Source organism: Acidovorax sp. GW821-FHT10E03 (assembly GCF_059415205.1).
Genome location: NZ_JBWKMU010000013.1, coordinates 93,303 through 113,851 on the forward strand (window position 1 = coordinate 93,303; position 20,549 = coordinate 113,851).

Annotated in this window: 20 protein-coding genes; 7 read left to right on the plus strand and 13 right to left on the minus strand. The window is 69.8% G+C overall.

The window, feature by feature from the left end; translation table 11 throughout:
• Positions 1–217 precede the first annotated feature (217 nt).
• Positions 218–1,300 (plus strand): TRAP transporter substrate-binding protein, encoded by a 1,083-nt coding sequence (locus AC07OD_RS22025; RefSeq protein WP_218293768.1) that lies wholly within the window; start codon positions 218–220, stop codon positions 1,298–1,300.
• 405 nt (positions 1,301–1,705) lie between these two features.
• Here the strand turns inward: AC07OD_RS22025 and AC07OD_RS22030 are convergent, their stop codons facing one another.
• The 4 genes from AC07OD_RS22030 to AC07OD_RS22045 form a co-directional block, all read right to left on the minus strand.
• Positions 1,706–2,194, minus strand: coding sequence for a hypothetical protein (locus AC07OD_RS22030; RefSeq protein WP_218293769.1), 489 nt, complete (start codon positions 2,192–2,194; stop codon positions 1,706–1,708).
• 34 nt (positions 2,195–2,228) lie between these two features.
• Complete coding sequence (locus tag AC07OD_RS22035; RefSeq protein WP_218293771.1) at positions 2,229–3,749, minus strand: TRAP transporter large permease; 1,521 nt, start codon at positions 3,747–3,749, stop codon at positions 2,229–2,231.
• Between the two features lie 97 nt (positions 3,750–3,846).
• Positions 3,847–4,386 (minus strand): TRAP transporter small permease subunit, encoded by a 540-nt coding sequence (locus AC07OD_RS22040; RefSeq protein ID WP_218293772.1) that lies wholly within the window; start codon positions 4,384–4,386, stop codon positions 3,847–3,849.
• Between the two features lie 318 nt (positions 4,387–4,704).
• A complete protein-coding gene (locus AC07OD_RS22045; RefSeq protein WP_218293774.1) occupies positions 4,705–5,826 on the minus strand; it encodes a substrate-binding domain-containing protein in 1,122 nt (373 codons plus the stop codon).
• A 50-nt stretch (positions 5,827–5,876) separates the two neighbouring features.
• On the opposite strand from AC07OD_RS22045, the gene AC07OD_RS22050 reads away from it, so the two are divergent.
• The 4 genes from AC07OD_RS22050 to AC07OD_RS22065 are packed head-to-tail and all read left to right on the plus strand — an operon-like array spanning position 5,877 to position 9,012.
• Positions 5,877–6,614, plus strand: a complete 738-nt coding sequence (locus tag AC07OD_RS22050) for an ABC transporter permease (protein WP_218293776.1) — start codon at positions 5,877–5,879, stop codon at positions 6,612–6,614.
• A complete protein-coding gene (locus AC07OD_RS22055; RefSeq protein ID WP_218341672.1) occupies positions 6,611–7,339 on the plus strand; it encodes an ABC transporter ATP-binding protein in 729 nt (242 codons plus the stop codon). The genes AC07OD_RS22050 and AC07OD_RS22055 overlap by 4 nt, the downstream gene beginning before the upstream one ends.
• On the plus strand, positions 7,336–8,163 hold the full coding sequence (locus AC07OD_RS22060) for an ABC transporter substrate-binding protein (RefSeq protein WP_492254826.1): 828 nt from the start codon (positions 7,336–7,338) through the stop codon (positions 8,161–8,163). Before AC07OD_RS22055 ends, AC07OD_RS22060 begins: the two co-directional genes overlap by 4 nt.
• Before the next feature lie 9 nt (positions 8,164–8,172).
• Positions 8,173–9,012: a molybdate ABC transporter substrate-binding protein gene (locus tag AC07OD_RS22065; RefSeq protein WP_494598012.1), complete on the plus strand. Its 840-nt coding sequence runs from the start codon at positions 8,173–8,175 to the stop codon at positions 9,010–9,012.
• 119 nt (positions 9,013–9,131) lie between these two features.
• Here AC07OD_RS22065 and AC07OD_RS22070 read toward each other — a convergent pair whose 3' ends face one another.
• The 8 genes from AC07OD_RS22070 to modA all read right to left on the minus strand — a co-directional run bounded on the left by AC07OD_RS22070 (position 9,132) and on the right by modA (position 17,395).
• Positions 9,132–10,829, minus strand: a complete 1,698-nt coding sequence (locus AC07OD_RS22070) for an ABC1 kinase family protein (RefSeq protein WP_218293784.1) — start codon at positions 10,827–10,829, stop codon at positions 9,132–9,134.
• A 13-nt stretch (positions 10,830–10,842) separates the two neighbouring features.
• Complete coding sequence (locus AC07OD_RS22075) at positions 10,843–11,319, minus strand: DUF2269 family protein (RefSeq protein WP_218293786.1); 477 nt, start codon at positions 11,317–11,319, stop codon at positions 10,843–10,845.
• On the minus strand, positions 11,316–11,714 hold the full coding sequence (locus AC07OD_RS22080) for a DoxX-like family protein (RefSeq protein WP_218294431.1): 399 nt from the start codon (positions 11,712–11,714) through the stop codon (positions 11,316–11,318). Before AC07OD_RS22080 ends, AC07OD_RS22075 begins: the two co-directional genes overlap by 4 nt.
• A complete protein-coding gene (locus AC07OD_RS22085; protein ID WP_494598013.1) occupies positions 11,714–12,850 on the minus strand; it encodes a saccharopine dehydrogenase family protein in 1,137 nt (378 codons plus the stop codon). Before AC07OD_RS22085 ends, AC07OD_RS22080 begins: the two co-directional genes overlap by 1 nt.
• A 161-nt stretch (positions 12,851–13,011) precedes the next feature.
• Entirely contained in the window at positions 13,012–14,718 is a 1,707-nt protein-coding gene (locus tag AC07OD_RS22090; protein WP_494598014.1) for an EAL domain-containing protein, read from the minus strand.
• A 95-nt stretch (positions 14,719–14,813) separates the two neighbouring features.
• The gene (gene modC / locus AC07OD_RS22095; protein WP_494598015.1) at positions 14,814–15,917 is read right to left on the minus strand and encodes a molybdenum ABC transporter ATP-binding protein; all 1,104 of its coding nucleotides are present in this window, start codon (positions 15,915–15,917) and stop codon (positions 14,814–14,816) included.
• Positions 15,918–15,928: 11 nt separating this feature from the next.
• Complete coding sequence (modB, locus tag AC07OD_RS22100) at positions 15,929–16,612, minus strand: molybdate ABC transporter permease subunit (RefSeq protein ID WP_218293791.1); 684 nt, start codon at positions 16,610–16,612, stop codon at positions 15,929–15,931.
• A 75-nt stretch (positions 16,613–16,687) separates the two neighbouring features.
• Positions 16,688–17,395, minus strand: coding sequence for a molybdate ABC transporter substrate-binding protein (modA, locus tag AC07OD_RS22105; protein ID WP_255594618.1), 708 nt, complete (start codon positions 17,393–17,395; stop codon positions 16,688–16,690).
• A 310-nt stretch (positions 17,396–17,705) separates the two neighbouring features.
• On the opposite strand from modA, the gene AC07OD_RS22110 reads away from it, so the two are divergent.
• Entirely contained in the window at positions 17,706–18,521 is an 816-nt protein-coding gene (locus AC07OD_RS22110; protein ID WP_494598016.1) for a TOBE domain-containing protein, read from the plus strand.
• Positions 18,522–18,685: 164 nt separating this feature from the next.
• Here AC07OD_RS22110 and AC07OD_RS22115 read toward each other — a convergent pair whose 3' ends face one another.
• Positions 18,686–19,867, minus strand: a complete 1,182-nt coding sequence (locus AC07OD_RS22115; protein WP_494598017.1) for a helix-turn-helix domain-containing protein — start codon at positions 19,865–19,867, stop codon at positions 18,686–18,688.
• Between the two features lie 205 nt (positions 19,868–20,072).
• Here AC07OD_RS22115 and AC07OD_RS22120 point away from each other — a divergent pair, with 205 nt between their 5' ends.
• Entirely contained in the window at positions 20,073–20,543 is a 471-nt protein-coding gene (locus AC07OD_RS22120) for a (2Fe-2S)-binding protein (RefSeq protein ID WP_218293798.1), read from the plus strand.
• Positions 20,544–20,549 lie beyond the last annotated feature (6 nt).

Genomic DNA, 20,549 nt, shown 5'->3' on the forward strand with positions numbered 1-20,549 from the left:
TCCAGGCGATGCGGCCCGTTGCGGCCTTGCGTGCGCGGGGCGCAGCCGATGCTTGCAGAACCCTGAAGCCCTGATCGGGCGTCTGGGATTTCACGGGAAAACCCGCAAATCCGGCACTGGGCATGTTCCTACAATCGACTCCGGTAAAAAGGTTCTTGGCCCGTGGGTTACCGCCCGTTGCGCCAAGTTGTGCAATCGAGTTTTCGGAGATAACCACATGGATCGTCGTTCAATCATCAAGCATGCGGGCATCGCGGGCGTGCTGGCCGCGGGTGTTGCGCCTGCCGTTCACGCACAGGCTGCCGTGCGCTGGCGCCTTGCGTCGAGCTTCCCCAAGCCCCTTGACACCATCTACGGCGGTGCCGAGGTGTTTGCCAATGCGGTGAAGGCCATGTCGGGCGGCAAGTTCGAGATTTCGGTGCACGCTGGCGGCGAACTGATGCCCGCCATGGGCGTGGCTGACGGCGTGCAGCAAGGCTCCGTGGAAATGTGCCACACCGTGCCGTACTACTTCTACGGCAAGAACCCCGCGTTCGCGCTGGGCTCCGCGATCCCGTTCGGCATGAATTCGCGCCAGATGAACGCGTGGATGATGCACGGCAACGGCCGCAAGCTGATGGACGAGTTCTACGCAGGCTACGGCATGCTGAGCTTCGCGGGCGGCAACACGGGCACGCAGATGGGCGGCTGGTACCGCAAGGAAATCAAGTCGGTCGCTGACCTCAAGGGCCTGAAGATGCGCCTGGGCGGCGGCCTCGTCGGCGAAGTGATGCAGAAGATGGGTGTTGTTCCCCAAAGCCTGCCAGGCGGCGAAATCTACCAGGCGCTGGAAAAAGGCACCATCGATGCGGCGGAATGGGTCGGCCCCTATGACGACCAGAAGCTGGGCTTCAACAAGGTGGCGCCTCACTACTACTACCCCGGCTGGTGGGAAGGCGGTCCTGAAGTGGACTTCTTCATCAACCAGAAGGCCTTCGATGCCCTGTCGGCCGAGAACAAGGCCATCATCCAGTCCGCTTCGTCGCACGCCGCCGTGGACATGCTGGCCAAGTACGACGCCCGCAACCCCGTGGCCCTCAAGCAACTGATCGGCGCGAAGATCAAGCTGCTGCCCTTCACCAAGGACGTGCTGGACGCTTCGTTCAAGGCTTCCCAGGAGGTGTACGCCGAGAACGATGCCAAGAGCCCCGAGTGGAAGAAGATCTATGCGGACTTCCGCAACTTCCAGCGCGACCAGGTGGCGTGGTTCCGCGTGGCCGAAGGCCGTTTCGACAGCTACATGCAGACCCTCAAGCTCTGACGCCCCACCGCGCTCAGTGCAAAAAGAAAACCGCGCCCTGGCGCGGTTTTTTCATGGGCGTCGTTTTTCTATTCGCTGTGCGGTCCGCTCGCCAGAGGATGGGCCCACGCAGCGGGAGCCGGGGCCGCCGCCGGGCTCCTCATCCCCGTGGCACGCAGCTCCACCCACGGCCAACCCCTGGCTCACCTTGCCCTGCGTGTGGCATGCAGCGCCCCCGGTGGCCGTGCGGAGGGTGTCCAAGAGGCCTGGGGGCAAGGCGCGGGAGGTTGCACGCGGGCGCCGGGAGCGTCCGCCAGGAGTGATCGCCGCTGCGCGTTGGCGAGTCGGGCCCGCCATTGTGTGGAGCGCATGAAAAAGGCGGGCACCCCTCTCGGGGTGCCCGCCTCTCCACGAAGCCGTGGCGGCTCAGAATTGCCGGAAGGCGCTGAGCTCTTTTCCCATGCGCTCGAACTCGCCGATCAGGGCGGGCGTGGCGCCATAGAACACCGTGAACTTGCCGGCGAGCGTGCGCACGTACAGGCGGGGAGCGATGAGCCAGCTGAACCCGCGCACGCGGATCAGCCGCACATAGGCCAGGTCGTCGTAGGGCATGGCCTTGTCCCACACCCAGCGCTGGTGCAGGCCTTTCGTGTCCATGCGCGTGGTGCTCACCATGATGCTCCACCAGGTCCAGGCCATCAGCGCCAGGCCCGCGATGAACCATCCGGTGCCCGTGCCCACCGAGTTGCCCAGCGCTCCCCGTGTCCACAGCTGGGCGAACCACAGGGCGCAACCGCCCACGATCACGGTGGCCATGAGCCGGAACGAGCGCGAGAACGCGGGGCCCACGACCGTGCCGCCCTCGGGTGTAAATCGAAAGGGCTCGGGCAGGGGCAGCGGGGTGAGGTTCAGCATGGCAATGGGAGCGCGGGGATGGGCCTGTTGTGCATCACTTTGCCGGTTCCGACGCTGCTTCAGCCGGGGCGTTGCCGAAAGGGTTCTCGCCGGCGGTTTCTCCGCCCGCATCGGGCGTGGCTTCCGAGCGCATCAGGTCATCGGTCGGCACCTCGATCTGGACCTTGTCGGTGTCGATGATCTCCTGTTTGGGCAGGAACATGGTCACCGTCTGTGGCACGAAGATCACGATGGTCACCAGCAGCAGCTGCATGATCACCCAGGGAATCGCGCCCATGTAGATGTCGCTGGACAGCACGGGCTTGGGAATGCGGCCTTCCTTGAAGAGCGTGTTGGCGATACCCCGCAGGTAGAAAAGCGCGAAACCGAAGGGCGGGTGCATGAAGCTCGTCTGCATGTTCACGCACAGCAGCACGCCGAACCAGATCAGGTCGATGCCCAGCTTGTCGGCCACGGGGCCCAGCATGGGCAGGATGATGAAGGCGATCTCGAAGAAGTCGAGGAAGAACGCCAGGAAGAAGATGAACAGGTTCACCGCGATCAGGAAGCCGATCTGGCCGCCGGGCAGGCCCGAGAGCATGTGTTCGACCCACTTGGCACCGTCCACGCCCTGGAACACCATCGAGAACACGCGTGCACCGATCAGGATGAACACCACCATGGCGGTCAGGCGCATGGTGCCCTGCATGGCTTCCCACATCAGGGCCAGCGTCAGGCGCTTGTGGATCGCGGCCAGGACCATGGCGCCCACCACGCCCATGGCGCCCGCCTCGGTCGGCGTCGCAATGGCGGTGTCGATGCCGGGCAGGCCGCCCATGGAGCCCAGCACGGCGAAGATCAGCAGGGCCGACGGGATGATGCCGCGCAGGCACTTGAGCCACAGCTTGGCGCCCGACATGGTGCGCGCTTCCTTCGGGATGCCCGGCAGGTAGTGGGGCTTGAAGACGCCCAGCATGAACGTGTAGCCCGCGAAGATCAGCACCTGCAGGATGGAGGGACCCCAGGCGCCGCGGTACATGTCACCCACCGAGCGTCCCAGCTGGTCGGCCATCACGATCAGCACGAGCGAGGGCGGCACCAGCTGCGTGATGGTGCCCGAGGCGGCCAGCACGCCGGTGGCGTAGCGCATGTTGTAGCCATAGCGGATCATGACGGGCAGCGAGATGAGCGCCATGGCGATCACCTGGCCCGCCACCGTACCGGTGATGGCCCCCAGGATGAAGCCCACGATGATCACCGAGTAGCCCAGGCCGCCGCGCACGGTGCCGAAGAGCTGGCCCATGGAGTCGAGCATGTCTTCGGCCAGGCCGCATTTCTCGAGGATGGCGCCCATGAAGGTGAAGAACGGAATGGCCAGCAAAAGCTCGTTGCTCAGGATCCCGAAGATATTGATGGGCAGGTTGGCCATGAAGACGGCGGGGAACCAGCCCATCTCGATGGCGAAGAAGCCCGAGGCCAGTCCCAGCGCGGCCAGCGAGAAGGCGACGGGGAAGCCGATCAGCATCACCACCACCAAGCCCGCGAACATGATCGGGGCAAAGTTTTCCATTTGCATTTTGTTGTTCCTGAAAATCCGGAATTGAGAGCGTGGCGCGGCGGGCTTCGCAGCTCAGCGGCACCACGGGTTCATGGTTCGGCGCTTGCGGGCCGGATTACTGAACCGGTTTCTCGTAGTGGGTGCTCATCTGGTAGATGCCGCGCAGATAGGCCACGCGCTTGATGATCTCGGCCAGGCCCTGCAGGAACATCAGTGAAAAACCGATCGGCATGAGCAGGATGGCGGGCCAGCGGATCAACCCCCCCGCATTGCCCGACATTTCGCCCGAGAAGAAGGCACGGGTGAACAGCGGCCAGCTCAGGTAGGCGATCAGCAGCATGGCGGGCAGCAGAAACACCACCAGGCCCGCGATGTCGACATACACCTGCTTGTTGCCGCGCAGCTTGCCGTAGATGATGTCGACGCGCACGTGCTCATTGAGCATGAGGACGAACGGGGCGCCCAGCATCACGGTGGCGGCGAACAGGTACCACTGGATCTCCAGCCAGGCGTTGGAGCTGAGGTCCAGGCCATAGCGGATGAAGGCGTTGCCTGCCGAGATGAGCGCCGCGGCCAGGACGGTCCATGTGGCCACCTTGCTGAGCTTGCCGGAAATCCAGTCCATGCCCAAGGCTAATTTGAGTAGTGCTGACACTTGGTGTCTCCTGAGAGTATAAAAAAGGGGCGGGCCCAATGCGCTGCTGGGCCCAGGGGCATGGCTGCGGCCTGCACGGCGCGCAGCAATATCCCAACGGGTGTCCGAAAGTAACGCGCATCCTACCCCTTCGCCGCTGAAGAAAGCCTGACGCGCGGACATGGGGTTTTCCTCAGGGGGGCGGGTGTCTGCCCCTCTTTCTCCTGCCTTTTTTCTCCGGTGTCCGCCCACCGCGCCGTCTCCCGGCGGGCGGCCTGCTGCCCATGCCTCCTGTGGCTTCGGAGTCGCTTCAGCGGACTCCTGGGCCCCTTCCGTCCCTCAGGCCGTGGCGCGTGCCCGGCGCTTGGGGCGGGCAAAGCGCCACCAGGGCAGCACGGTGCTCATGGCCAGGACTTCGCCGCAGTGCAGGGGGGTGTAGCCCGGCAGGGCCCCCAGCCGCTCCAGCCATTCGGGGGTCTGCAGCAGCGCGCGCAGCGCCTGCGTGGCGGGCTGGTCCAGGCTGGCCTTGAGGCATGCCAGGTGGTAGCGCTCGTGCACCAGCGGCACGAAGCCCAGTCCGCGCGCCCGCGCGGCCAGCTCGATGCCCATGCCCACGTCCGCGGCACCTGCGGCCACGGCCTGCGCCACCGCCGTGTGAGAGGGTTCGTTGAGCGCATAGCCCGCGATGGAGGTGGCCCCGATCCCGGCTTGCGCGAGCAGGTCGTCGAGCAGCACGCGCGTGCCGGTGCCCAGCGGCCGGTTCACGAAGCGGGCCCCGGTGCGGGCGATGTCGTCCAGGCCGTGCAGCGCCAGCGGGTTGCCGGGTGCGACGATGAGGCCCTGGGTGCGCTGGGCAAAGCCGATGATCTTGTGCAGCCCGGGCTGCAGCAGGGGCTGGTAGGTGCGTGCCGTCAGGGAGTCCGCCTTGGCGTTGTCCACGGTGTGAAAGCCCGCCAGCGTGCAGCGCCCTTCGTTCAACGCGCGGATGGCATCCACGCTGCCGGTGAAGCGGATGTCCAGATGCAGCGCGCCCGTTCCGCCGTGCGCCGCGGCATGGGCGCGCAGCGCGGCCAGCGCGTCGTCATGGCTGGCGTACAGGGTGAGCACATGGGCGTGGGGGTCGAAGGCCACGGCGAATGCGCGTTCCAGGTCGGCGTGCAGCGCGGCGATCTGCGGCGCGAGCCGTGCCTGGGCCTGCCGCTCCGCCCACAGCAGCTTGGCGCCGAACTCGCTGAGCTGCGCCGACTGGCCCTTGCCCCAGATGATGAGTTCGCCGCCCAGCTGGTCCTCCCAGCGCTTGAGGGCCCCCCAGACGTGGCGGTAGGACAGGCCCAGCCCCCGCGCCGCGCCGGAGATGGACCCGTGCTCCGCCACCGCCTGCAGCAGTTCGGGCAGCGGGTTGCGGATCAGCGCGTTGCCGGCATCGCGGCTGAGTGTGTAGTGAAGTTGGACCCTATGCACGGGAGTTCATATCGCTGGATATTGGTTGGGTGCCTACGATAGCCGAACCCATGTCCACACTCTCGGAAAGCGCGAGCACAGCGCTGCAACTCACCCTCTCGTCCGACCCCGTCCTGTGGACCATCGTGGGCCGCTCCCTGTCGGTCAGCGCCACGGCGTGCCTTCTTGCCTGCGGCGTGGGCCTGGTGCTGGGCGCCTGGCTTGGCGTGGCCCGCTTCGCCGGGCGCGGCGCCGCGCTGGCGGTGCTCAACACCTTGCTGGCGGTGCCGTCGGTGGTGGTGGGGCTGGTGGTGTACCTGGTGCTCTCGCGCAGCGGGCCGCTGGGCTCGCTGGGCTGGCTGTTCAGCTTCAAGGCCATGGTGCTGGCGCAGGCCATCCTGGTGTTGCCGGTGGTCACGGCGCTCACGCGCCAGGTGGTGGAGGATGCCGAGCGCGCGCATGGCGAACAGCTGCGCTCCATGGGCGCGGGCCCGCTGCTGCGCGCCCTGCTGCTGGCGTGGGACGAGCGCTACGCCCTGCTGACGGTGCTGCTGGCATCGTTTGGCCGCGCGATCTCGGAGGTGGGCGCGGTGATGATCGTGGGCGGCAACATCGACGGCTTCACGCGCGTGATGACCACCGCCATCGCCCTGGAGACCAGCAAGGGCGACCTGCCCCTGGCGCTGGCGCTGGGCATCATCCTGCTGGCCGTGGTGCTGGCGCTCAATGTGCTGATCGCCCTGGTGCGCCGCTGGCGCGAACGGGTGGACGGCTCTGCATCCAGCACCCCCGTGGGGGTGGCGGCATGAGCGGGCCCTTGGCAAACCCCTGGGTCGATCTGCGCCAGGTGACCGTGCGCTACGGCCACGTGCAGGCGCTGGACCGTGTCACGCTGCGCATCACCCCCGGCGAGCGCGTGGCGCTGGTGGGCGCCAACGGCAGCGGCAAAAGCACGCTGCTGCGCGTGCTCAACGGCCTGGCCGATGCCAGCGGGGGGGGCCTGCAGTGCGATGCCGCGCTGCGCCAGGCCATGCTGTTCCAGCGCCCGCACATGCTGCGCACCAGCGCACGGAACAACGTGGCGCTGGCCCTGTGGCTGCGGGGCGTGCGGTGGCGCGATGCGCGAGTCACGGCGCTCACGGCGCTGCAGCGCGTGGGGCTGCGGGACATCGCCGCGCAGAACGCGCGCACCCTGTCGGGGGGGCAGCAGCAACGCGTGGCGCTGGCCCGCGCCTGGGCGCTGCGGCCCGACGTGCTGCTGCTGGACGAACCCACCGCCAGCCTCGACCCGCATGCCAAGCGCGAGGTCGAGGCCCTGATGGCCGACTTTGCCGCCAGCCACAGCGCGGCAGGCCCGGCGCACCCCGTGACCATGGTGTTCAGCAGCCACAACCTGGGCCAGGTCAAGCGCCTGGCCAGCCGCGTGATCTACATGGAGCATGGCCGCCTGGTGGCCGACCTGCCGGTGCACGATTTCTTCAACGGCCCCCTGCCGGAGGCCGCCCGTCTGTTTGTCAAAGGAGAGCTGGTATGACGAGTTTCAAGCCTTTTCGCGCTGCAGCGCTGGTACCCAAAGCGCTGGTAGCTATTGTTTTGGTAGCGTCTGGTTCCGCGTTTGCGCAGAGCATCACCATGGCGTCCACCACCTCCACGGAGCAGTCGGGCCTGTTCGGCTACCTGCTGCCCGAGTTCAAGAAGGCCACCGGGCTCGATACCAAGGTGGTGGCGCTGGGCACGGGGCAGGCGCTGGACATGGCGCGCCGGGGCGATGCCGACGTGCTGTTCGTGCACGACCAGGCGGCCGAGGAAAAGTTCGTGGCCGATGGCTGGGGCGTGAAGCGCTATCCCGTGATGTACAACGACTTCATCCTGATCGGCCCCAGGAACGACCCGGTGGGCACCAAGGGCAAGGACATCGTGCAAGCCCTGCAGAAGTTGTCCGCGGCCAACGGCGGCTTCATCTCGCGCGGCGACAAGAGCGGCACCCACGCGGCCGAGCTGCGCTACTGGAAGCTCGCGGGCGCCGACGCCACCAAGGGCAGCGGCTACAAGGAATGCGGCTGCGGCATGGGGCCCGCGCTCAACATCGCGGCATCGAGCGGCGCCTACGTGCTGGCCGACCGGGGCACCTGGCTCAACTTCAAGAACCGCGCCGACCTGGCCATCCTGGTCGAGGGCGACACCAAGCTCTTCAACCAGTACGGCGTGATGGTGGTGAACCCCGCCAAACACCCGCACGTGAAGGCGCAGGACGCGCAGAAGTTCGTGGACTGGGTGGTGTCGCCCGCGGGCCAAACCGCCATCGCCAGCTACAAGATTGGCGGCGAGCAGCTGTTCTTCCCGAACGCAGCCCCGTGAGAACGCGCCATGGAGCACCGCGTGAGGACGGCGGCCTTGGCCGCGGCCGTGGTTTGTGTGCTGGCCCTGCCGCTGGCGGGCTGTTCCACGGTGGCTGCCGAGGCCTTGGGCGCTGAAAAGGCACCCGTGCAGGTCTATGCCGCCGGCAGCCTGCGCGAGGCCTTCACCGAGATCGCGCGCGACCATGAAGCCCGCACCGGCCAGAAGGTGGCGCTGACCTTCGGGGCCTCGGGCCTGCTGCGCGAGCGCATCGAGAAGGGCGAGGCGGCCCAGGTCTTTGCCTCGGCCGACACCGACCATCCCGAGCGCCTAGCGGCCCGGGGCGGCTGGCGGGCGCCGGTGGTGTTCACGCGCAATGCGCTGTGTGCGCTGACCAGCGAACAGATCAGCGCCACCCCCGGCACCTTGCTGGCCACCTTGCTGCGCAGTGACGTGCGCGTGGGCACGTCCACGCCCAAGGCCGACCCGTCGGGCGACTACGCCTGGGCGCTGTTCCGCCAGGCCGACAAGATTCAGCCGGGCGCCTATGCCCAGCTGGATGCCAAGGCCCTGAAGCTCACGGGGGGCGCGGACTCGCCCAAGCCGCCCACCGGCCGGGGCACTTACGCATGGGTGATGGACCAGCGCCAGGCCGATGTGTTTCTGACCTATTGCACGAACGCGGTGGCCGCGCAGGCCGAGGTGCCGCGCTTGCGGGTGGTGCAACTGCCCCCCGCGCTGCAGGTGGGGGCCGCCTATGGCATGGCGGTGCGCGCCGATGCCCCCGCTGCGGCGCAGGCGTTTGCCACCGCGCTGCGGCAACCGGCGGCGCAGGCCGTGCTGCGGCGGCTGGGGTTCGGGCCGCCCTGACAACCGAATCCGAATGCGTCGGTCGGCGGTTGCTGGGTACACACGCCATGCCCGCCCGCCCGCCTGGTGGGGTGGGCATGGCGTGTGTTTTTTTCCGGTGCCGCCGGGGGCCGCCGTGTTCAGTCGTCGTCGCGGTGGTGGCTGCTGCGCCAGATGGCGCGCACCAGCCACAGGCCGCAGACCACCGCGCCGAAGAATCCGAGAAACCCGAAAGCCGGCAGGCCGAACAGCGTGGGTCCGCCCTTGACGGTCATCACGATGGACGAGCCGATGATCAGCGCGGCAATCACCAGCGCCATCGCGAGCCGGTTGGCCGAACGGTCGATCTGGTCGCCCACGCGCTTGAGGTGGGCCAGCTCGATGCCCACCTGAAAATGCCCGCGCCGCGCATTGCGCAGCAGCCGCGCGACATCGTCGGGCAACTGCTCCACGGTCGATAGCGCGCGCCGCAGCGTCCACCAGGCGCGGCCCGCCAGCGCCCGGGGGTGGTAGCGGTCGCGCGCCACCTGCTGGAGCAGGGGCAGGGCCTCGGTGGCCATGTGGAAGTCCGGGTCCAGGTTGCGGCCCATGCCTTCGAGGGAGATGAAGGCCTTGATCAGCAGCGCCAGGTCCGCCGGCAGGCCCAGGTGGTGTTCGCGCAGGATGGCGGTCACGTCGGCCAGCATCTGGCCCAGGCTCAGCTGCGCCAGCGGCACGCCGTGGTACTGGTCCACGAAGGCCTCCACCTCGGTCTCCAGCTGGCCCAGGTTGACGCCGTGTTCATCGCCCGTCCAGTCCAGCAGCACATCGGCCACCGCCTGCGGCTGGTGCTCCACCAGGCCCAGCAGCAACTGCAGCAGCTCTTCGCGCCGGCGCTGCGACAGGCGGCCCACCATGCCAAAGTCGATGAAGGCAATGCGGTTGCCCGGCAGGTAGAACACGTTGCCCGGATGTGGGTCGGCATGGAAGAGTCCATCCTCCACGATCATCTTGAGCACGGCCTGCGCGCCGCGCCGGGCGAGCACCGAGCGGTCGAATCCGGCTTCGGGTACCAGCGCCCCCAGCGCGCCGCCTGGCGTTCCGTCGATGAAGTCCTGCACATTCAGGCGCTCGCGGGTGTGCTCCCAGTACACGCGCGGGATCACGATGTGGGGCAGCTGCGCCAGGTTCAGCGCGATGCGCTCGGCCTGCCGGCATTCGCCGGCCAGGTCGAGTTCGCGGCGCAGGGAGCGCGCGAACTCGCGCACCAGCTGCTGCGGCCGGTAAGGTTTCAGCGCAGGCAGTTCGGCCTCCGCCAGCGCGGCCAGGCGCAGCAGCAGGCGCAGGTCGGCGTGGATGGTGTCGGCAATGCCGGGGCGGCGGATCTTGACGATCACCTCGGTGCCATCGCGCAGCCGCGCGCGGTGCACCTGCGCGATGGAGGCCGCGGCCAGCGGCGTGGCGTCGAACCAGGCGAACACCTCTTCCGGCTCGGCCCCCAGGTCTTCCCGCAGTTGCGGGCGCAGCACATCGAGGGGCACGGCGGGCACCTGGCTGTGCAGCTTTTCAAACTCGGCGATCCACTCGGGGCCGAAGAGGTCCGCGCGGCCCGCCAGGATCTGCCCGAACTTCACGAACGCAGGCCCCAGTTCTTCCAGTGCCAGCCGCACCTGGGCGGGTGGCTCGACGCGGGCCAGGTCGGCGGCATGCGCCCAGTGCAGGGCCTGGCCGGCGCGTTCGAGCCTGTCGGCCAGGCCGAGGCGGCGCACGGTGTCGCCAAAGCCATGGCGCACCATCACACCCAGAATTTCCTTCAGGCGCCCCAGGTCGCGCGCCGTGTCCAGGGTCTCTATGAGCATGGGGCGATGATAGTCAGAACGCCAGCGCAGGCTTGTTCACCATCAGGTAGAACACCACCGCCATGGCCGCGAAGGCGGGGTAGCCCAGCGCCTCCCACCGGCGTGCATAGCGCCAGTACCGCGCGGGCGGGGCGCTGCCGCTGCGCGCCGCCTCCGCCGCCATGTCGCGCATGCGCAATTGCAGCCACACCACCGGCACCCAGCACGCACCGGCCACCGCGTAGAGCACGAGCGATGCGGCCAGCCACGGCGTGCTCCACGGCAGGCCCGCCATCGCGGCCATCGCCAGCCCCGTGGCCGGCTGGATGAAGACCGTGGGGGTGGTGAACCACCAGTCGGCGCGCACCACGAGGTGGCTGACCACGGCCTGCGCCTGCACGTTGCCGCTGCGGTTGGTGAAGAAGAGGTAGAACGCCGAGCCCAGCCCGGTGCCCACCAGCAGCACGCTGGAGACGATGTGAATCCACTTGAGGATGAGGTACAGGCTCATGGCGGGGGCGGCGAGGTGGTTGTGTCCTGCAGCAGCACCCACAGGATGGCGGCGATGGGCAGGTTCTTGGTGAGCGGCCCCAAGGGGTGCAGCCACCATGCGGGGTGGATGAGCGTGGCCAGCAGCGTCATGGCGGCCATCAGAAGCAGTGCGGCCGCATATGCGCAACGCCCGGGGCGCAACGCCAGCCACAGCCCCAGCACGAGGTCGGCAGCGGCCCCGGCCAGGATGAGGGCGGTGGGCAGCCACGGTGCACCACCGTCGGTCCACGCCCTGGGCAGGCCCGCCAGCAGCTCGCGGCTCTGGCCGTGGAGCTCCCACACGCTGGCGAAGGCGGTGGCCAGCCAGACCGCGACCAGGCTGTAGCGCAGCAGACGGTGTTGCGGCGGCGCCATCATGGTGGCGCGGGCTCCTCGGCCACATCCGTCTGCATGCCCCATCGTGCGAATTCGGGGGCGAAGGTCTCCAGCGGGAGGAGTCCGGTGCTGGTATGGGCGCCGGTCGGCAGGGGATGCCCGGCGGCGAGCCGCCGGGCGAGCAGGATCGCGGCCATGCAGGGGATCTCGGGGCCGTGGTCGTGGTCTGCCGCGATGTGCCAGGCCCGGCGGCACGGCTGGCCCTGGGCACCGGTGCCCGCCGCGCGCACCACCATGCCCCCCAGCGGAGTGCCCAGGAAATCCAGCACGCCCCCGGTGTGGTGCATCAGGCCCGCCAGCATCTCTGGGCGGGGCAGGATGCCCCAGCCGCGCAGCGCGGCGATGGCGGCGAAGGTGCGCTGCGCCAGGCCGACTTCCAGCGCGGCGCGGAAGGTGACGCGGTCGGCAGCCTGGTAGTGCGCGGGAAAAATCTCGAGGTCCGGGATGTCGCATACCGCGCCCAGGCGCGGCCGCAGGCGGTGGAACTGGACGCGGCTGGGTTGCGCCCAGCCGCGCCGGGGCTGCCAGCGCCCGCCCTCCCACACCGGAATGGGCTGGCCGCAGTAGCTCAGCACCGCGGCCAGCGTGGCCTGCCCGCGCGGCGCGCGCTGCGCGGGGGCGATGCAGATGTCGATGCTGTCGATGCGCTGCCAGCCCGCGCACAGGTGGTCGATGACGGCCGAGGACAGCGCCGGCACCGTGCTGGCGCCCGTGACGGCCGTGCGCTGCGCGGCGGTGAACGGGCCGTGCATGGCGGCAGGGAAATCGCACACGAATCGGCGGCCGTCGGCCAGGTCGACGTAGTGCGCTCCCGCCTCGGCGGCGGCCCGGGCCACGCCGTAGCCCTGTGCCTGGAACGGCCCGGCCGTGTGAATGACCAGGCCCACGCCCCACTGGCGCAGCGTGGCGGCCAGGCCGGGTGCCTGGTGGTCCAGCGCCACGCCCCGGGCTCCATGCCCGAGCATGCCGGCCAGCGCCTGGGCGCGTGCCGCGTCACGGCCCGCCACCAGCAGCGCCATGTGGCGCGCCGTGGCGGGGTCGCCGGCCAGCGCGCGGCAGATGCGCGCGCCGAAGTTGCCGTAGCCGCCGAGGACCAGGGTGGTGAGTGCCGTCACGGGTGGTGCACGTCCAGGAGAAGGAGGGGTGAAAGGAGAAGGGCAGGCGCCAGGCTGGGTGGCTGGCGGCGTTTCCGGCGGCGCGCGGTGCGTTCGCATTCCCTGCTGGCGCGCTCCCGCGCGGTTGCGGCGGGGTGCGGGGGGGGCCGCCTTGGGGGTGGTCATGTTCCGGGCACCCAGGGCGCCGGGCCCCGCGCGGAGGCCGTGGGCGCGCGCGCCGCCGTCGCGGTACCCTTCGCGGGCACCAGCTCCTGCAGCGCGGCACGCCGGGGCAGCATCTGCGTTTCGTGCCAGGCGGGCACGTCCGCCGCGGGCATGGGGCGGCTGTACACATAGCCCTGGATGCCGTGCAGGCCCACTGACCGCAGGATGCGCAGTTCCTCTGCGGTTTCAACGCCCTCCACCACCACGGACAGTCCAAACTCCTGCGCCAGCGTGCCGATGTGCCGCAGCAGCGACTGGCGGCGCCGGTCCTGCGGCAGTTGCTGCACGAACAGGCGGTCGCATTTGATGCCGGCGATCGGCAGGTCGGCCAGCATGCCCAATGACGAGTAGCCCGTGCCAAAGTCGTCCATCACCACCGCCACGCCCAGGGTGCGCAGGCGCTGCATCGCGGCCACCATCTGCGCGCCCAGCGCGATGATGGCGTGCTCCGTCAGCTCGAGCTTGAGCGCGCGGGGCGGCAGGGCGCGCTGGGCCAGTTCGCCGCGCAGCCAGGGCACGAAGCTGTCTTCCAGCAGCGTGAGGGGCGCCACGTTCACGCTGATGGTGACGTCGTGCAGGCCCTGGGCCTGCCAGGACTTCACGCAGTCGAGCGCGTTGGCCAGGATGGTGCGGTCCACTTCGACCGTCCGGCCCTGCAGTTCGCACACCAGCAGGAACATCTCGGGGTTGATGGGCCCCAGGGTCTTGTCGGTGATGCGCAGCAGCGCCTCGAACTGCACGCCCTGCTGCCGGAAGTCCAGGATGGGCTGGAAGTGCAGCGCCAGCCGTTGCGGCCGCAGCAGGCTGGGCAGGTGGTCGGCGATGAGCGACAGCTGCATGTCGCGCTCGGGGTTCTGGGCCATGTTGGATACCCGCATCATCGACAGGCCCCTGCGCAGCAACTGCTGGCGGCCGGTGTCAAACCGCATGTTGCTCAGCTGTTCCATGGCCAGGGCGATGCCGAACACCAGCACGATGCCGAGCAGCGCATGGCTCTCGGGTTCGCCGCGTGGCGTGCGGGCGTGCAGGGCAAAGGTGTTGACCAGCAGCCAGTGCAGCAGCAGGATCGCGGCCCCGCACAGCACCTTCTCGTCCCACGACTGGCGGCGGTAGCGGGGGGTGAGCACGCTCAGCCTGGCCGAGCGGTGGCGCATGGACGTGACGGTGGCGATGCCCATGGCGATGGCGAAGGCCAGCGCGATGGCCGTCCAGTTCACCGAGGCGAAGTCCTGCACCTGGTCCCGCGTGATCGTGAAATGCGCCACCAGCATGCCGACGGCCAGGCACAGCCCCGCCACCGCGATGCGCGCCTTGCTGGCACCGGTGCTGAGCGTGGGAATCGTCAGGCGCGCGCTGACCACCATGATGATCAGCCCGCTCAGGGCGGGCACCAGGTCCAGCGCCGCGGCGTGGTGCGCCAGTTCCGCATACATGAACAGGCCGACCACATCGAGCGCCCAGACGATGCAGCCGATGCACAGGGCCGCGTGCGACGCGCTGATGCGCCGGCTGGACGGATCGACCGAAAATGCCGTGTGCTCCACCAGCCGCTGGCAGACATGCACCACCAGCGACGCGAACAGCCAGAACAGCAGGCACTGGAGCAGCGGCGGAAACCCCACCGCGAACGCCTGCGCTGCGTTGTGCCAGATTGAAACCACCATGTCCCGCCCTCGTTGTGGAGGGGCATCATACGACCGTTGGGCGGCCGGTCCGGCGCCTCGCGGCACATCCCTGGACAGTGTCGGCTGTCCGACACTCAGTTGACGATGGCGATGCCCTTGACCTGCGCGAAGACCGCCTTGCCGGGCGCCAGCGCCAGTGCCTGGGCCGAGCGCTGGGTGATGCGCGCCAGCAGCCGCGTGGGCCCCAGATCCAGCGCCACCATGAGCTGCCCGGGGCTGTCCTCGGCGACCTGGGCCACGGTGGCGGGCAGGACGTTGAGGATGCTCGTGTGTGCCGGTTCGGTGAGCGCCAGGCTCACGTCGCGTGCCTGCACGCGCAGGCGGATGGGCTCCCCGGCCGCGCGCGCCACCGGGCTCACCAGCAGCAGCCGCCGCCCCGCGAACGCCACCGTGGTGACATGGTCGTCCGGGTCGTGCCCGAGCACCTCGCCGTCGATCACCGTGGCCGCCGCATCGCCATGGGCCAGGGGCAGGTCCAGCCTGACGATGAGCTCGTGCGTGCTGCCCTGGGCCTGCACCCGGCCCGCCTGCATCAGCACCATGTGGCCCGCCAGCCGGGCCACCTCGTCGATGGAGTGGCTGACGTAGAGCACCGGGATGTCCAGCGTGCGGTGCAGGCGCTCCAGGTAAGGCAGCACCTCGGCCTTGCGCTGTGCGTCCAGCGCGGCCAGGGGTTCATCCATCAGCAGCAGGCGCGGACTGGTGGCCAGGGCGCGGGCCATCGCCACGCGCTGGCGTTCGCCGCCCGACAGCGCATGGGGCTTGCGGTCCATCAGCGGGCCGATGCCCAGCAGCTCCACGGCCTGCTCCAGCGCCACCTTGCGGCGCGCGGCGGGCGTACGCCGCAGGCCATAGCCGATGTTGCCGCGCACGCTCAGGTGGTCGAACAGGCTGGCTTCCTGGAACACATAGCCCAGCGCGCGCTCGTGCGTGGCGCGCCAGACCCGCAGCGCATCGTCCTGCCACACCTCGCCGTTGACTTCCACCCGGCCCGGCTGCGCCCGCGCCAGCCCGGCGACGGCGCGCAGGCAGGTGGTCTTGCCGCAGCCCGAGGGCCCGAACAGGGCCGTCACGCCACGCCCCGGCAGGCGCAGGTCCACGTCCAGCGTGAAGCCGGGGCGCTCCAGCTTCAGCCGGGCGGTGATCTGCGGGGGGAGCGTCTCGTACTGGGGTGCCATCGCGCCGGCCCTCATTGCACCATGGACGCCGGCCGGTGCCGCGTGAGGTTCAGCCCCAGCAGCACGACGAACGAGAACAGCACCATGCCGCCGGCCAGCCAGTGGGCCTGCGTGTATTCCAGCGCCTCCACATGGTCGTAAATTTGCACCGACACCACGCGCGTCACGCCGGGGATGTTGCCGCCCAGCATCAGCACCACGCCAAACTCGCCCACCGTGTGGGCGAAGCTCAGGATGGCGGCGGTCACGAAGCCCGGGCGCGCGAGCGGCAGCGCCACGGTGAAAAAACGGTCCATGGGCCCGGCGCCCAGCGTGGCGGCGGCTTCCAGCGGGCGCTGGCCGATGGCCTCGAACGCGTGCTGCAGCGGCTGCACCGCGAAGGGCAGCGAGTAGATGAGCGAGCCCGCCACCAGCCCCCAGAAAGTGAAGGGCAGCGTGCCCAGCCCCAGCGACTGCGTGAACTGGCCCACCGGGCCGTGGGGGCCCATCGTGACCAGCAGGTAAAAGCCGATCACCGTGGGCGGCAGCACCAGCGGCAGCGCCACCACGGCCGACACCGGGCCCCGCCAGCGCGACGGCGTGTGCGCCAGCCACCAGGCCAGCGGCGTGCCCAGCACCAGCAGCAGTGCCATGGTGGTGCCCGCCAGGCGCAGCGTGAGGCCGATGGCCGCAAGGTCGGCGCTGGAAAAAGGCATGGATAGCTGAAAAGCGGATGGGGAGGTGGAGGGAAATCGCCGGGGCCGCGGCGCCGGCGCGTGCGGGCCGCCGGCTCAGAAACTATAGCCGTAGGACCTGATGATGGCGCGTGCCTTGTCGCCGCGCAGGTACTGGAGCAGTGCCGCGGCGGCGGCGCTGTCCTTGCCGGGGCTGAGCAGGGCCGCGTCCTGGCGGATGGGTTCGTGCAGTTCGGCCGGCACCTGCCATGCGGACCCGCCCGTGATCTTGCCATCGGCCATCACCTGCGAGAGCGCCACGAAGCCCAGCTGCGCATTGCCCGTGGAGACGAACTGGTAGGTCTGGGCAATGTTCTCGCCCTGCACGAAGCGCGGCTGCAGCCGCGCGGTGACGCCCAGCTTGTCCATCACCTGCATCGCGGCCAGTCCGTAGGGGGCGAGCTTGGGGTTGGCGATGGCCAGGTGCTTGAAGTCGCCGGTCTTGAGCACGGCGCCCTGCGCGTCCACGGTGCCGGGCTGCGCGCTCCACAGCACCAGCGTGCCGATGGCATAGGTGAAGCGCGAGTTGGCGACGGCCTTGCCTTCCTTCTCCAGCCTGGCGGGGGTGGTGTCATCGGCCGCCAGCAGGATCTGGAATGGCGCACCGTTGGTGATCTGCGCATGGAACTTGCCCGTGGCGCCGAAGGACAGCTCCGCCTTGTGGCCGGTGTCGGCCTCAAATGCCGCGGCGATCTTCTGCATGGGGGCGGTGAAGTTGGCGGCCACGGCGACCGACACGCTGTCGGCATGGGCGGCCTGAAACATCGCAAGGCAGATGGCGGTGGCGGCAAGGGAGCGGGGCACAGGAATGAAGCGGAACGGCATGGCGGCGTGGCGCAGGTGCGCTATTCATTAATGGAATAGCGAGAGTATATGAAGCCACGGCGGCCCGGCGCCTGGCGGCAGAAAAAAATCGCGCCCCGGACATGCGCTGGCGAGAGATGTCCCTGCGCCAGGTCAACAGACGGGTCCGTTGCCACTGCCGCGTTGCGCCGGGGCGCGAAGGCGGGGCGGGGGCGGTGCGCCGTCCGGTCAGAATCCCATGCCGGCCCTGGCCACCAATCCGATCTTCACCATGCCTTCCTCCCTTTCCATTTCTTCCGCGCTGACCCACGCCCTCACCGACAAGCGCATCGACATCCTGCGGCAGATCGGCGCCACGGGCTCGATCTCGCAGGCGGCCCGGGTGGTGGGGGTGAGCTACAAGGCGGCCTGGCAGGCGGTGGACACCCTGACCAACCTCGCGGGCAGCGCGCTGGTGGCGCGGGCCGTGGGTGGGGCGGGGGGCGGCGGGGCGCGGCTGACCGAGGCGGGGCAGCAGTTGCTCGCCGCCGCCGATGCCATGGCCCAGGCGCGCGGCGCGGTGCTGTCGCGCTGGCAGGCCACGCCCCATGCCGGGCCCGCGCTGGCGCGGCTGGCCGTGCGCACCAGCATGCGCAACCAGTGGCCGTGCGTGGTGCGGCGGCTGGAGGTGCAGGGGCAGATCGTGCGGGTGCACCTGGCGCTGGAGGCCGGGGAGGGCGGGGGCGGCGCCCCGGCGGCGGCCGTGCTCATCTCGCGGATCACGCGCGAGAGCGCCGAACTGCTGGGCCTGCAGACCGGGCTGGCGGTGCAGGCACTGTGCAAGGCCACGGCGGTGCGGGTGGAACGCCTGGCGGGCCCGCGCACCGAGACCGGCACGCAGGGGACGGAGGAGCCCGCCCGCTGCCGCCTGCCGGCCAGGGCGGTGCGCGTGGTGCGCGGCGCGTCGGGCGACGAGGTGTCCGCCGAACTGGCCGCGGGGGTGCGGATGGTGGGTTTTGCCCCCGCGGGCAGCGGACTGCGCGCCGGCAGCAAGGTGGTGCTGGTCGTCGATGACAGCGCGGTGGTGCTGGCCCTGGCGGAGGTCTGAGGCGGGTGCAGGGCGGCCGCTGGGGGCCGCCGACAGGCGTGCTGGCGGGATTGCTATTGTTTGAATAGCTGCAGCCGCTTGTGTGACAAGCGCGGTGCGGCATTTTCGTGCATGACGCAGTCCTTGCGCCTGGCTGCCTGCGTGCCGGGCCCGAAGACCCGCCCTCAGTGCCCCCTGTGCGCCCCCAGCTTGCGGTACACGGTGGCGCGGCTGATGCCCAGGGCGCGGGCCGCCTCCGCCACGTTGCCGCGGGCATCCTGCACCGCCTGGCGGATGAGGGCGGTTTCCGCCTCGCGCAGCGGCGCGGGGGCCGCTGCGCCGGCAAGGCGCGGCCCATTGGCGGGCAAGGTGGCCTGCGCGCCCGGGGGCGCGGCCGCGAGGCCGTGGACACCCGCCGCGCGCGTGCCGTGGTGCGCCAGCCCCTGCAGCCGCAGGCCGGACCACAGGGGCAGATCCAGCGGCCGCGCCGCGCCGCGCTGGCGGGCGGCGTCGAACAGCAGGGTCCAGGGCAGCGCGATGAGGTCACCGCAGTGCAACGGGCTGCCAGGCGCGCGCAGGGGCTGGGGCAGCAGCTGGCGGGCCACGCTGTTGCTGCCGATCACATAGCCATCGCCATCCAGCGCCAGCAGGCCGTCGCCTTCGGCGCCCAGCGGGCAGCCGGGCCAGTTCAGGCGCAGCAGCAACGCATGGGGCATGTGCAGCAGCAGCGCGTCTTCCATGGCGCGGGCCGAGCGCGCCACCAGGTGCCGCAGCTCGGGGCGCTCGGGCACGTCCACGCCGGTCAGGTCGAGCATGCCCATGCAGTGGCCGTGCGGATCGAACAGCGGCGCGCCCGCGCAGCTGTAGCTGGCGTTGTCGTCAAAGAAGTGTTCGCCCCGGTGCAGCCAGACGGGCTGCAGCTCGGCCAGCGCGGCGCCGATGGCCGTGGTGCCCACCGCGGCCTCCGAGAGGTCGATGCCCACGCGGCCGATGGCGCGGGCGCGCGGGTCGCGGCGGTCGAAGGTGCCCTGCACATCCACCACGATGCCGCGCGCATCGGTCAGGATGGCGAAGTAGCGCATGCCCGCGATGGCACGGGTGAGCTGTGCGAGCACCGGCCGCGCGGCCTGCAGCAGGGGGTGGTTCTGTTCCCGGCTGCGGCGCAGCGCGGGGGCGCTGACCATGTCGAACGCCACGTGCTGCGCGGGGCGCAGGCCCTGGGCCAGGCAGCGCTGCCACGATCGCGTGATCCAGGGCTCCACATCGGCGCGCGCGGGGGCCGCGCCATCGGCCAGCAGCGCATGGCGGGCCTGCGCGATCAGCGCGTGGCGGTCGGCGGCCGGCAACGGCGGTGCAGCGGAAAGCATCGGACAGACCCCTGGGACGTGGAAGGCGGAGCGGCGCGCGGAACGCCGTGCGCATGATGCGCCGGTGTGCGGCGCAACATGTTTCATTTTGAGAATATCCCGCGCGCGCTCCCGTGAATCTAGGGTTCTCCCTAGGGGTGGGGCCGGGGGGCAGGCAGAAGATTCAACGGCCTATCCAGCCAAAACTCTTCCAGGAGACAGCCAGATGCAAGTCCAGTTCACGGTCAACGGGCGCGCTGCCAGCGTTGACGTCCCGCCCAACACCCTGCTTGTCCATGCGCTGCGAGAGCACCTGCTGCTCACCGGCACGCACGTGGGCTGCGACACCAGCCAGTGCGGCGCGTGCACCGTGCACGTGAACGGCCGCGCCGTGAAGTCCTGCGCCATGCTGGCCGTGCAGGCCCAGGGCGCCGAGGTGCAGACCATCGAAGGCCTGGCCGCCGCGGACGGCACCATGCACCCCATGCAGGCGGCGTTCAAGGAATGCCATGGCCTGCAGTGCGGCTTCTGCACGCCGGGCATGGTGATGAGCGCGGTGGACCTGTGCAAGCACCATCCCCAGGCGAACGAAGGCGAGATCCGCGAGCTGCTCGAAGGCAACATCTGCCGCTGCACCGGCTACCAGAACATCGTGCGCGCGGTGCAGGTCGGCCAAAAAGCCATGGCATCGGCATAAAAAAGG

Bases quoted from the DNA above. Each gene is read 5' to 3' on its own strand.
- AC07OD_RS22025 (WP_218293768.1), top strand. From the start codon at position 218: ATGGATCGTCGTTCAATCATCAAGCATGCGGGCATCGCGGGCGTGCTG.
- AC07OD_RS22030 (WP_218293769.1), bottom strand. From the start codon at position 2,194: ATGCTGAACCTCACCCCGCTGCCCCTGCCCGAGCCCTTTCGATTTACA.
- AC07OD_RS22035 (WP_218293771.1), bottom strand. From the start codon at position 3,749: ATGCAAATGGAAAACTTTGCCCCGATCATGTTCGCGGGCTTGGTGGTG.
- AC07OD_RS22050 (WP_218293776.1), top strand. From the start codon at position 5,877: ATGTCCACACTCTCGGAAAGCGCGAGCACAGCGCTGCAACTCACCCTC.
- AC07OD_RS22055 (WP_218341672.1), top strand. From the start codon at position 6,611: ATGAGCGGGCCCTTGGCAAACCCCTGGGTCGATCTGCGCCAGGTGACC.
- AC07OD_RS22060 (WP_492254826.1), top strand. From the start codon at position 7,336: ATGACGAGTTTCAAGCCTTTTCGCGCTGCAGCGCTGGTACCCAAAGCG.
- AC07OD_RS22065 (WP_494598012.1), top strand. From the start codon at position 8,173: ATGGAGCACCGCGTGAGGACGGCGGCCTTGGCCGCGGCCGTGGTTTGT.
- AC07OD_RS22070 (WP_218293784.1), bottom strand. From the start codon at position 10,829: ATGCTCATAGAGACCCTGGACACGGCGCGCGACCTGGGGCGCCTGAAG.
- AC07OD_RS22075 (WP_218293786.1), bottom strand. From the start codon at position 11,319: ATGAGCCTGTACCTCATCCTCAAGTGGATTCACATCGTCTCCAGCGTG.
- AC07OD_RS22080 (WP_218294431.1), bottom strand. From the start codon at position 11,714: ATGGCGCCGCCGCAACACCGTCTGCTGCGCTACAGCCTGGTCGCGGTC.
- AC07OD_RS22090 (WP_494598014.1), bottom strand. From the start codon at position 14,718: ATGGTGGTTTCAATCTGGCACAACGCAGCGCAGGCGTTCGCGGTGGGG.
- modC (WP_494598015.1), bottom strand. From the start codon at position 15,917: ATGGCACCCCAGTACGAGACGCTCCCCCCGCAGATCACCGCCCGGCTG.
- modB (WP_218293791.1), bottom strand. From the start codon at position 16,612: ATGCCTTTTTCCAGCGCCGACCTTGCGGCCATCGGCCTCACGCTGCGC.
- modA (WP_255594618.1), bottom strand. From the start codon at position 17,395: ATGTTTCAGGCCGCCCATGCCGACAGCGTGTCGGTCGCCGTGGCCGCC.
- AC07OD_RS22110 (WP_494598016.1), top strand. From the start codon at position 17,706: ATGCCTTCCTCCCTTTCCATTTCTTCCGCGCTGACCCACGCCCTCACC.
- AC07OD_RS22115 (WP_494598017.1), bottom strand. From the start codon at position 19,867: ATGCTTTCCGCTGCACCGCCGTTGCCGGCCGCCGACCGCCACGCGCTG.
- AC07OD_RS22120 (WP_218293798.1), top strand. From the start codon at position 20,073: ATGCAAGTCCAGTTCACGGTCAACGGGCGCGCTGCCAGCGTTGACGTC.